We start from the raw sequence: 11972 nt of genomic DNA, 5'->3' as shown, positions 1-11972 counted from the left end.
TAAAGCAAATATCCTGTTTTCCCCTTAATACATTAAGTTAACCCATAATTACTTCTATATCATGTTCTCCACCATCTTGATATACTGGAAGAAGATTGCCATTAATTCGAGTACCATCAACCTTAATCTCCCTGACACCTTTACTCACATGTTCGGGATTGTTTACTTTTATCTTAAAGATATCACCCCTGAAAACCCTTTTTACTTCAAAACCATCCCAGTTTTTAGGGATACATGGGTCTATTTTCAAACCATTAAAGTCAGCCCTGATACCAAGAATCCATTGTGTAATAGCTGCAAAATTCCAGGCAGCTGTACCTGTTAACCAGGAATTTTTAGCTTCTCCATGTGTTGCAGCATCTCTCCCGGCAATCATCTGGGCATACACATATGGTTCTGTTTTATGGACTTCACTAATCTCTTCAAGATAGGCAGGTGCTATCTTCTTGTAGTACTCAAAGGCCTGGTCACCCCTACCGATCATAGTCTCGGCTATCATTATCCAGGGGTTATTATGACAAAAAATACCCCCATTTTCCTTATATCCTGGTGGGTATGAACTAATCTCCCCTAATTCTATATGATAACTTTTATAAGTAGGATCTACTAAAACAAGACCATAATCTGTATCTAGCCGGTCTTTGACTGAATCCAGAACTGTTCTGGCCAAACCATCCTCAAGACCTATACCACCCATAATACAAAAACCCTGTGGTTCAATATAGAGCTGACCTTCTTCATTTTCAACACTACCTACCTTTTTACCATAGTAATCATAGGCCCGTAGAAACCAGTTCTCATCAACACCGTGCTTTTTGATAGCTTCTTTCATCTCCTCAACATAGTTTTGAGCCTCCCTGGCCAACTCTTCTTCCCCTCTCTGGCGGCAAATTTCTATATAATCCGGAGCAAAGGTAATAAACATACCGGCAATCATAACAGATTCTGCCTGACTATCCTCTTTATTACTTAATACCTGGAAAGACTCACCTGGTTTATCTGAAAAACAGCTCAAATTAAGACAATCATTCCAGTCAGCATGTCCTATAAGTGGTAGATCATGTGGACCACGATTATTAACTATATACATAAAAGAGGCCTTAAGGTGATCAAATAGTACTGCCTCCTTACCATTATTAAAGGGCACTTTTTGATTTAAGAAATCAAAATCACCAGTTTCTTTAAGATAAGATGCTGTCCCAAGTATTAGCCATAAAGGGTCATCATTAAACCCACTTCCAATAGCATCATTCCCCTTTTTATTAAGAGGCTCAAACTGATGATAGGCACTCCCATCCTCAAATTGAGTTGCTGCCAGATCCAATATTCGCTGGCGGGCCCGCTCAGGAATCATATGTACTATACCAATGAGGTCCTGATTTGAATCCCTAAAACCCATTCCCCTACTTATACCAGACTCAAAATATGAAGCACTGCGCGATAGATTATAGGTTACCATACATTGATACTGATTCCATATGCTTACCATTCTATCGAGTTTTTCATCACCAGACTTCAGCTGATAATTATCAAGTAAGCTTTCCCAACTATCTTTAAGTTCTCTAAAGGCTTTATCCACTTTTTTATCATTATCAAAATCCCTCATAAGTTGATAGGCCTTTGTCTTATTAATAATACCAGGGGCAGACCACTTTTCTGCTTTTTTATTCTCTATAAAACCCAGTTGAAAGATAAAACTCTTTTCTTCACCGGCTTCAAGATCCATATTGATAGAATGTGAAGCAATTGGAGACCAACCATTGGCTAATGAATTACTCGACTGACCATTTTTAACCACTGCCGGTTCGTGGAAACCATTATATAACCCCATAAAACTTTCCCGATCAGTATCAAAACCATCAATTTCACTATTTACAGTAAAAAAGGCATAGTGATTCCTTCTCTCTCGATACTCTGTTTTATGATAAATAGTTGCTCCTTCTACTTCAACCTCACCTGTACTGAAATTCCTCTGAAAATTAGTCATATCATCAAAGGCATTCCAGAGGCAAAATTCAATAAAAGAAAACAACTTTAGCGAACGTTTTCTATTACTATTATTTTTAATCTTCAAACGATGTATTTCACAGTTAGCATTTTCAGGTACAAAATAGAGTATTTCTGTATTAATATCATTATATTCCCCTGTGATTTTACTATAACCCAGACCATGACGGCATTCATATTTATCAAGTTCTCTCTTGACAGGAGCCCAGGTAGGAGACCAGTATTCACCATCTTCAAATAAATAATAATACTTACCACCTACATCATGAGGTATATTGTTGTATCTATAACGTGTTATCCTTAATTTGCTGGCATCTTTATAAAAACTATAGCCCCCTGCTGTATTGGACAGTAGAGAAAAATATGCCTGAGACCCCAGATAATTTATCCAGGGGTATGGAGTATCTGGTCTAGTAATAACATATTCCTTATTTTCATCATTAAAATAACCGAACTTCATAGTCTTTTCTCCTCTCTTATTAAAATCTCTTTAATTAAAATATACCCTTATATTATTTTCTTTTTTATTAAGTCTGCTATATTTTATTTTATTAGTATCAGATATTTTCTCTCCATTAATTTCTATTGATTTCTCTCCCTTCCTAATACATTCAATTTTAAGTATTTTATTCCTTATAACCCTCCTGACTTTAAAACCATTCCACTCTGAAGGCAAGACAGGGTCAACAATCAAACCATCATAATCTGGCCTGATACCCAAAATATAATAAACTGCAGCCCTATACATCCAGGCAGCTGTACCTGTTAACCAGGAATTACGCCCCAGACCAAATTGAGGGTGTTCCTTGCCTAATATATTTTGACAATAGACATAGGGCTCTACTTCATAAATATCAGCTATCTCATTTCTACAGGGGGGCAAAACCTGACGATAGTACTGATAGGCCTGCTCTCCATTACCCTCAATAGCCTCAGCAATCATTACCCAGGGATTTGTGTGCAGAAAGATACCCCCATTCTCTTTGGCTCCAGGTGGATAGGTAGTTATCCCCCCTTTAGACTTGTCATATTCATGATAAGCTGGATATAAAAGAACAACCCCATATTCTGTATTAAGATATTTTTTAACACTCTCTAATAATTTTTTTCGATTTTCTTTAGCAATAATACCTGCCATTATTGACCAGGACTGAGGGTTAAGAAAAATCTTTCCAGACTCACATTTACTGGAACCAACTACTTGACCATTATCATCAAAAGCCCGTAGATACCAGGAGCCATCCCAGGCCCACTTATTTATATCTCCAATTTGTTTTCTATAATAATCATTGTATTTATCTGCCAGCTCTTCCTGCTTAATATATTGTAATAAATCAATCATTTCCTTTAAAACATATGAATACAGCATACCTGTCCAGACTGACTCTGCAGTTCCATTACCGTGGTCTAAGTTTATTGTATCATTCCAGTCTGCAAAACCAGCTAAGGGTAGATTATGTTTGCCTTTATGACTCTCAGTAAACTCCAGAGCCTGACATAAATGTCTCAAAACAGATGCTTTTTTCTTACTATCAACATAGGGTACTAATTCCTCCAGAAAAGCAAGATCACCAGTCTCTTTAATATAAGCTGTAACAGATAAAATCACCCAGAGGTGGTCATCAGAATACCAGTCCACACTACCATCTTCGCCAGCTTCCCCTATACTACCCTCCCCTGTTAGGGGATAAAATAGGTGATAGGCATTCCCCTTGCTGTGCTGGCATTTTAATAATTTTATAATTAGTTCCTTACTTTCATCTGGAATTGAATGGACAACACCTAAAATGTCCTGAGCACTGTCCCTAAATCCCATTCCCCTATTTATGCCAAGTTGATATAATGATACAAAGCGGGACCAGTTAAAAGTAGTTTTACACTGATAAGGATTCCAGGTATTAAGCATCAGATTCATTTCATCATCAGGTGTTTCTACCTGACACTTATTCAAATATTTATCCCAATATTTTTTAAGATTAAAAAATTCACTCTTAACCCTATCTACCTTCAAAAAGTTACCAATCTCTTTTTTTGAGATATCTTTATCAGGGGTTGTTCCCAGTAGATATATTATCTCTTTTTCCTCACCAGCCTCTAAAGTAATATTATTATTTAATACACCTGCACCATTAGCACGGCGTGCTTCATTATTATCACAATACCCTCTTTCCACAACAACAGGATTACTGAGATCACGATAACTACCTATAAAAGCCTCTCTACTTGTCTCAAAGGAAGATACTGGCATACTGCTGGTCATAAATATATAATCCCAGTACTTCATAAAGGCATTCCAGTAAATTATATTATCTTCAAAATCACCCTGTTGAATCTGCTGAGTCCAATCCAGGTTCTGCTGGTCTTTAACCGCATCAAAAAAGGAGAATTCAGCATAGGTAAAAAGACCTAAATCCCTTTGCTGTGCGCTATCATTTTTGACCCTTAACCACCAAATCTCCATTGAATGATTACCGGGTACAAAATAGGTGATACTTGTTTTAATATCATCTACTTTCTGTTCTATTGCTGTATAGCCGAGCCCGTGACGGCATTTATAGTAGTCATAATCCCTTTTTACTGGCTGCCAGCTAGCAGACCAATAATTCTCACTTTTATTATCCCTGATGTAGATATATCTACCAGGCTGGTCTTCAGGAATAGCATTATAGCGATACCGAAGCACTCTTTTATAGCGGGGATCCCCATCAAAACTATACCCACCAGCTGTATGTGAGATAATACCTCCATAATCTCCACCTCCCAGATAGTTAATCCAGGGTGTTGGGGTATACGGATTTGTTATTATGTATTCCTTTTTATCCTGATCAAAAAAACCATAACCCATTTATTATTACCTCCTTATATAGTTAAATTATCTCCTACCACTCTTTAATAAAATATCCAGTTAAAAAGACAAAGGGAGCATTATAATCTATCGCATATTCATTACAGGAATAAGCCTCTTCATCATCAAGATAACCTTTTTGCTTCAAACCTTTATCATATAGACCATCATCTGCATTATTATTAGGTCCTCCAACCAGTAAGCCGGGTATTAATTGACCACTGGCAATTACCAGTCGATGATGGGGATATTTAACATCATCAGTACCAAGATCAGTAAGAAAGGATTTGCTCAAGGCATTCATCCCCAATATATAATCAATTTGTTTACGGGCAGCATTTATATATCTTTCATCAGAGTTAAATTGATTAGCTAAAACTAAATTCACCCCATATGCTAAAGCAACCTTATTGGAAGCCCAGTAGTACTCTGACTCTCCCAATGAAGTAGGATAACCATTACTATTGACTTTACTGACTATCATCTCAGCATGTTGTATTAATCTATCTTGCAATTTATTTTTTAAGTCATCTGGAAGATTATCAGAACTTAATAGTGCATAAACAGCCAGTGCAGATGTATTATCCCAACTGATAGGTGCAATTTCTCTTACCTTATCTATATAGTCAGCAGCTAGATCTAGATATTCTCTTTGACCGGTTAATTTATATAATTGGGCATAACACCAAAATTTTTCATCTGACAAATTACTAGTAGTATAAGCACCAGTATTATCATTTGAAGGCCATAAATCAAACTCCTGATTGCGTAAAAACTCTGCCGCAGCTACAGCAGCAGTTTTCAATCTCCGTGCATAATTACTATCAATATCCTTTAAAGTATCGGCTGCAAGTGCTAAAGCACCTGCAAAAATTGCTGTATCAGCAGTCCCTTTTTCATATACATATCGTTTGTTAGTATCATTATCGGGAAGTATCATCCCAGCAAAATTTGCTGGTGTAACCTTATGATAAACACCCCCATCTTCTGCCTGCATCTTTAACATCCAGTCTAATTCATATTTTAGTTCATCAATAACATCAGCTATTTCATTGTTAGACTCAGGAATATCTAGACATATATTTGAAACTTTATCACCAGCTAGTTGATACATCAAAGATAATTGAGCTACAGTTACTCCTGCTGGTGGAATATATTTACCAAAATCACCAGCATCATGCCAACCTCCTGTTACATCCTTAGCTACATCAGGGTTTGTTTTTAAATAAGCATCATCAAGATGGCAGGCTTGATGGTTTATATTGGAAATATCATCATTTAGATCTATGCCACATCTCTGTAAGTAATATGAACGCATAGTTTCATAGAATAAATTTTTGTAAATCTTATTATTAATATTAAAAACGTAGGAATTTTCAAAACCATTTATCTTGATCTTATACATTCCAGGCCTGTTTAATTCACTAAAATCACCATAATAGAGAATATCACCAGTAGTTTTATCTTCTATAGGTCCAACTATTTTGCCACTAAAAACTTCATCCTGAGATAATGAAGTTAAGATAGTAAACTTTCTTTCAGTTAATTCACCTGAGTTATCAGTCAATATAAAATATTTTTTTGAATCAGGTAAATAGCCTACTTGATTTACTTTTATATCCCTTACCGGCATAACAATCTTAAACTCCTCTTTTGATTTTTCTACATTAATTACCTTATTTATTTCATAACCATCAATTTTAGCAGAGACAGATAAATTAACTTCTCTATCAGGTTTAAAAACATATCCAGCCCTGTTGTCAACTTCAAATTTAGATTTAAATTCCGGAAGGTCATTTAAAAATTCACCTTTATACCAGACATAAATTCGATGGTATTTTTCAGTTTTAAAGGAAGGTGGGGTAATTATGTATGGTTTGTTAAAGATTTTTTCATCTTTAGTAAGATAGGCTTTTTTCCAAACCTCTGCCGTCTGCCATCCAGTACCATCTCCAAAAGCAATCATCTGTGTAGAACGTGTATCTTTTCCTTGACCATTATCTAAGCCAAAATCAAACCAGACAGTCTGACCAGGATTAACAGTTTGTATGTCAAAATTAGATAATGGTATTTTGGCTTCTAATTGATATCCTTCTTTTGTTGTTACTATCTTTACATCATAAGCAGTCAATTCCTCACCTTTTGTCCAGTGCCAGGTTTCAATCCCTCCTGAAGTTAGTGATAGACCAAATTGATAATCATTTTGGTAAGAACTATGTACTTTGTCATGAAATCCAATATATACTTCCAGACAATCACCCTGATAGATATCATTCCCTTTAAAATTGTTCATTAATGGAGTACTATCTTTTATTATTGCAGAAATATACATATTTTTATTATCAAAAAAACTATTTATTAGACCATTAAAATTTTCAGCTGATTTACGTTCTCCATTAGTTATCTGAGTATCACTATTGATAATACAGGGTATTGTAATAGGCCAATCATTAAATTGCCCATCAATAGTAATATTGGAATCTATATTGAAATATATAGGAAACTGATCAGCAGCTAATATTGGTGTAACAACTATTATCAAAAATAATAAAATTAACAAAAAAAAGAGACCTTTCTTAGACATAAGAAATATCACCTCTTGTAATTATTCTTTTTTCCAGTTATAAAAACTAAAAATATTTAAAGGGGAAGGGATAAACCCTTCCCTGATATTTTTAGTTACCAAGTATAAGATTAACTTCTGCAGCAGCTGCATCTAAATACTCTTCAGCAGAATTCTCATCATAGTTACCTTCTACCCATTCAGTTAATACATTACTGAAATTACCCTGGATAGAAGTTTCGATTTCGCCCCATTCTGCTAATGTTGGATAAGCCTTAGCATAACTAAGTGTCTTTTTAAATACTACCAATTTACCACTAGCAAAGTATGGATCATTAAAGGCTTCCTTGGTTGTAGGTAAGAAATTACACTGATCCTTACAATAGGAAACTAGATTTTCTTTTCTCATCAAGAATTGAACCCAGGCCTTAGCTGCTTCAATTTCTTCTGCCGGGGCATTTTTTCTAATTACAATATTACTACCACCGGCAAATGCACCCCTACCAGCAGGACCTGCAGGTGGTTGAACAATGTCATAGGGTAAATCTGAGTTCTCATCAGCAATAACAGGAATCTGGGATGGTTCAGTAATAGTCATAGCAACATCACCATTGTTAAAGGCTGCATTAGCCTGGGGCTGGTTATACTCAGCACACGCAGGATCAGCCAGACCACTATCAAGTAAACCTACCCAGTAATCAATTGCATCATAACCTGCCTGACTATTAAAAACTGCCTTACCGTCTACTAACATTTCTCCACCAAATGACCATAAGAGCATGGCATAATTATGGATTAAATCCCAGGCACTTGTTCCAGCAATCGCAAAAGCACTACCTTCACCATACTTATCAATTATCTTTTGACCAGCATCCATAACTTCATTCCATGTCCCTGGAGGAGTAGTAATACCAGCTTTTTTGAACATTTCCGTGTTATAGAATAAGCACCTTGTTTCAGCAAACCACGGTATACCATAAACCTTACCATCATATGTAGCACTTGCCAGAGGTGCCCCCATAAATTCATCAAAATCATCCAGATCAAATTCAAGAACACCACCAGTAGCAGCAAATAAGCCCTGCCAGGTATTACCGATCTGAAATACCTGAGCACCCTCGCCAGTAATAACCGTATTTGTTAAACGATTTAAACTATCCCAACCTATTTCTTCAAATTTAACTTTAATACCTGTTTCAGCTTCAAACTCTGCAGCAGTCTTTGCCATCCATTCATAATGTGCTTCAGAAGGACCATTAGTCATAGCCCAGAATGTAATTTCAGTAGCACTAGCTACTGCTGCAAAAACCAGCATCGTTGCGATTGTTAATAACACTACTAACTTTTTCACTTAAAAATACCCCCTTTAGAATTTAAAAAACTACTCCCATAAAACCGATCAGATATAAATATCCTGCAAATCACCTCCTTTAAATATTTGAGCCTTACCGGATAAGTTCACCGGTTTACTCCATTTTATAGATAAGTTTATCTTATTAGATTAAGATAAAAGATTTTTACAAACTTATTAACCTTTTGTTGAACCAGCTACTAAACCCTGCACAATATGTTTCTGGAAAATCGTAAAGAGAATAATAATAGGTATACTAGAAACAATACAGGCTGCCATCATTTGAGCCCATTTAGCCTGATTTCGACTAATGTATTGTAACAAACCTAAGGAAATAGTCCTTGTAGCCGAATTAGTTAACACTGTCGCAAATAAAATCTCTCCCCAGCCCATAATGAAGGCATAAATTGCTACAGCAGCAATACCCGGTTTAGCAAGTGGTATAATAATTCTAAAAAGGGCCTGAAATCTATTACAACCATCAATCAAGGCCTGTTCATCAATACTCTGTGGTACTGAATCAAGGTAATTTCTCATCATTAATGTAGCAAAAGGAATAGCAAATGATGTATATGTAAATATCATACCGTGATAGGTATTAACCATAGGAATACCTGTTAAAGCTTTAATCCAATTAAACATTACAAAATATGGTATAATAAATAGAATACCAGGTAACATCTGGGTGGATAAGACAATTAGTGTATAAAGGTTCCTGCCGTAAAATCTAAACCTGGAAATACCATATGCTGCCATAACAGAAACAAGCGTAGCAATAAACATAGCACCTGTACAAATAATAAGACTGTTTTTGAAAAATTTTAAAATTGGCACAGTTTTATTCATTTCAGTATAATTTGACCAAGTAAAGGTCTGGGGTATCCAGCTTGGTCTCATCCCTTGAATCTCCAGATCACTCTTAAATGAAGCCGATAACATCCACAAGTAAGGAGCCAAAACAAGGGCTACCATAATTATTATTGCCAAATAGAATAGTGTCTTCCCGGAAATAGTCATATCTTTTACATTATTCATCAAATCACTCCCTTTACTCTTCTGCCCTAATCCGGAAGATATATAAGTATAACAGGGTAATAACTAACATAATTACCATTAAAGAAACAGACAAGGCTGAACCTATACCATACTTAAAGAAACTAAAAGTTTGGCGCATAATTAAGGTATTAGGAACTTCAGCATATTTCCCCGGGTCTGAACCAAGTAGTGTTACAAACTGGTTATAGGCATGAAAATTCCACAGTATATTCATAATCATCATTGTTTTTATTACTGGTGATAAATATGCCATAGTAATATACCTAAATCTCTGCCAGACAGATGCCCCATCAATCATTGCTGCCTCATACATTTCCCGAGGGATAGTCTGAAGCCCGGCCAATAACATCAGTGCACCAAAAGGCCAGCCTTTCCACATGGCCGCTATCATAACAGCATATAAACTATTGGAACCTACTAACCACATAACCCTGTCCTGGATAATACCCAGATTTTGTAATGTCTCATTAATAATACCAATTCTGTTTTGAAACATAAACCGCCAGAAACTAAAAGCAACCGCATCTGGTGTAATATAAGGTATTAAGATCAGTCCCCTTACTAAAGTTCTACCAAAGAAATCCCTATTTAATAATAATGCAGCAATAAGTGATAATACAAAACCACCTAAGATGGTTACAACACCATAGTACAATACATTCCATAAACTACTTATATACCTCTGACCAACTGTAGTAACTGGATTAAAACCATTAATATAATTTTGAAAACCAATCCAGGGGGCCGAAATCCAGTTGCGAATTGTAAAAATATCCAGTTTCTTAAAACTGATCAAAATCCCCCAGGTCATCGGTAATATATGTACAAACAACATAGCAAGTGCCGCTGGCAAGATAAACCAATAAGCTAAAGTTTTTAATTTCCGCATCTTATCACCTCAAATTATTTTTTGCTACCCTATCACAATTCTATATTTACTCTTCATCAATCACCTCACTCCAATATCAAACTAATCAATTGCTTTACAGGAATCTCTTTTAATTAACTTAGTAGGTAATACAATAGGAAAAAAACTTTTTTGTTCATTTATAATATCCAATAAAAGTTCAGCAGTCTTTTCCCCCATAAGCAACTTGTCCTGATGCACTGTTGTCAGGGCAGGCCGCACATAACGGCTTATTTCAATATCATCAAATCCTACAAGTGAAAAATCATCTGGAACACTAAACCCTTCTTCTTCAATGGCCGCCATAGCACCTATGGCCATTTCATCACCCTGACAAAATACTGCAGTCGGTTTTTCATCTAAAGATAGAATTTTTTTCATGGCCTGAAATCCACCCTTTTCACTAAACTCTGTTTCAATAATCCATTTATTATTATTATCAAGTTTTAGTTCATCCTTTTTCTGCTGAAATCCAATCAGACGGTCCTGGGCAGCTTTAGTAATCCACTGTCCCATAATCATCCCGATCTCTCTATGACCTAGATTATATAAATGTTCAACAGCTATTTTTGCTCCCTGCACATTATCAGAAATAACATAAGAGGCCTTCTTACCTACTATGTCAAGGTCAACAAAAACTGTCGGAATATTAGAGTTAATTAATCGATCAATATTAGGGTCAGTCCTCGGCATCCCCATCAAAATTGCTCCATCAACATTTCTATTCTTGCTTTTTTCAGTATAACTGAAGCGATCGCCCCAACGGTGAGCAAACATAACCAGATCATAACCCTTTTGAAAAAAAACCTTTTCAATACCATAGATAACATCACGGAAAAAAGGATGTCTAAGCCCACTATTTAAATGATCAGTAAAAAATATACCTATTGTATTGGACCTATTTGTTGACAAACTCCTGGCAATAGCATTAGGACGGTAATTTTCCTGTTCTATTACCTTGATTACTTTTTCCCTTGTCTTTTCCCCAATATCCGGGTATTCATTAATTACTTTGGATACTGTTGTAACTGACACTCCTGCGATTTTTGCTATATCCTTTATTGTCGCCAAAACCAGCACCCCCATGCCTATCTAAAACGGTTTAGTAGTTATTTAAAAAAATAATTAATATAACTTAAAAAGAAACTATAAAGTTGATGATTTTCGACAGTTTTTTCAGGATTATATCTATCAAAACTAAATCGGTTTAGTATCTTTATATATACATATTCAATACTAAATT

Annotated in this window: 7 protein-coding genes; all 7 read right to left on the bottom strand. The window is 35.6% G+C overall.

From position 1 onward, the window contains the following. Positions 1-37 precede the first annotated feature (37 nt). Positions 38-2467, bottom strand: a complete 2430-nt coding sequence (locus GM661_RS08045; protein WP_230869548.1) for a GH36-type glycosyl hydrolase domain-containing protein — start codon at positions 2465-2467, stop codon at positions 38-40. Between the two features lie 30 nt (positions 2468-2497). Continuing rightward, positions 2498-4852 carry a GH36-type glycosyl hydrolase domain-containing protein gene (locus GM661_RS08040; RefSeq protein WP_230869547.1) on the bottom strand — a complete coding sequence of 785 codons (2355 nt, stop codon included), beginning with the start codon at positions 4850-4852 and terminating at the stop codon, positions 2498-2500. Positions 4853-4886: 34 nt separating this feature from the next. Continuing rightward, positions 4887-7436, bottom strand: coding sequence for a glycoside hydrolase family 9 protein (locus tag GM661_RS08035; RefSeq protein ID WP_230869546.1), 2550 nt, complete (start codon positions 7434-7436; stop codon positions 4887-4889). 91 nt (positions 7437-7527) lie between these two features. Then, complete coding sequence (locus GM661_RS08030; RefSeq protein WP_230869545.1) at positions 7528-8766, bottom strand: extracellular solute-binding protein; 1239 nt, start codon at positions 8764-8766, stop codon at positions 7528-7530. A gap of 177 nt (positions 8767-8943) precedes the next feature. Then, positions 8944-9801 (bottom strand): carbohydrate ABC transporter permease, encoded by an 858-nt coding sequence (locus tag GM661_RS08025; protein WP_230869544.1) that lies wholly within the window; start codon positions 9799-9801, stop codon positions 8944-8946. A 13-nt stretch (positions 9802-9814) separates the two neighbouring features. Beyond that, positions 9815-10711: a carbohydrate ABC transporter permease gene (locus tag GM661_RS08020; RefSeq protein WP_230869543.1), complete on the bottom strand. Its 897-nt coding sequence runs from the start codon at positions 10709-10711 to the stop codon at positions 9815-9817. An 81-nt stretch (positions 10712-10792) separates the two neighbouring features. Beyond that, a complete protein-coding gene (locus GM661_RS08015) occupies positions 10793-11800 on the bottom strand; it encodes a LacI family DNA-binding transcriptional regulator (protein ID WP_230869542.1) in 1008 nt (335 codons plus the stop codon). Positions 11801-11972 lie beyond the last annotated feature (172 nt).

The sequence above is a fragment of the Iocasia fonsfrigidae genome, from assembly GCF_017751145.1.
GTDB classification, from domain to species: domain Bacteria; phylum Bacillota; class Halanaerobiia; order Halanaerobiales; family DTU029; genus Iocasia; species Iocasia fonsfrigidae.
Note: the sequence above shows the minus strand (reverse complement) of the source record. Positions and strands in the feature narration are given on the sequence as shown.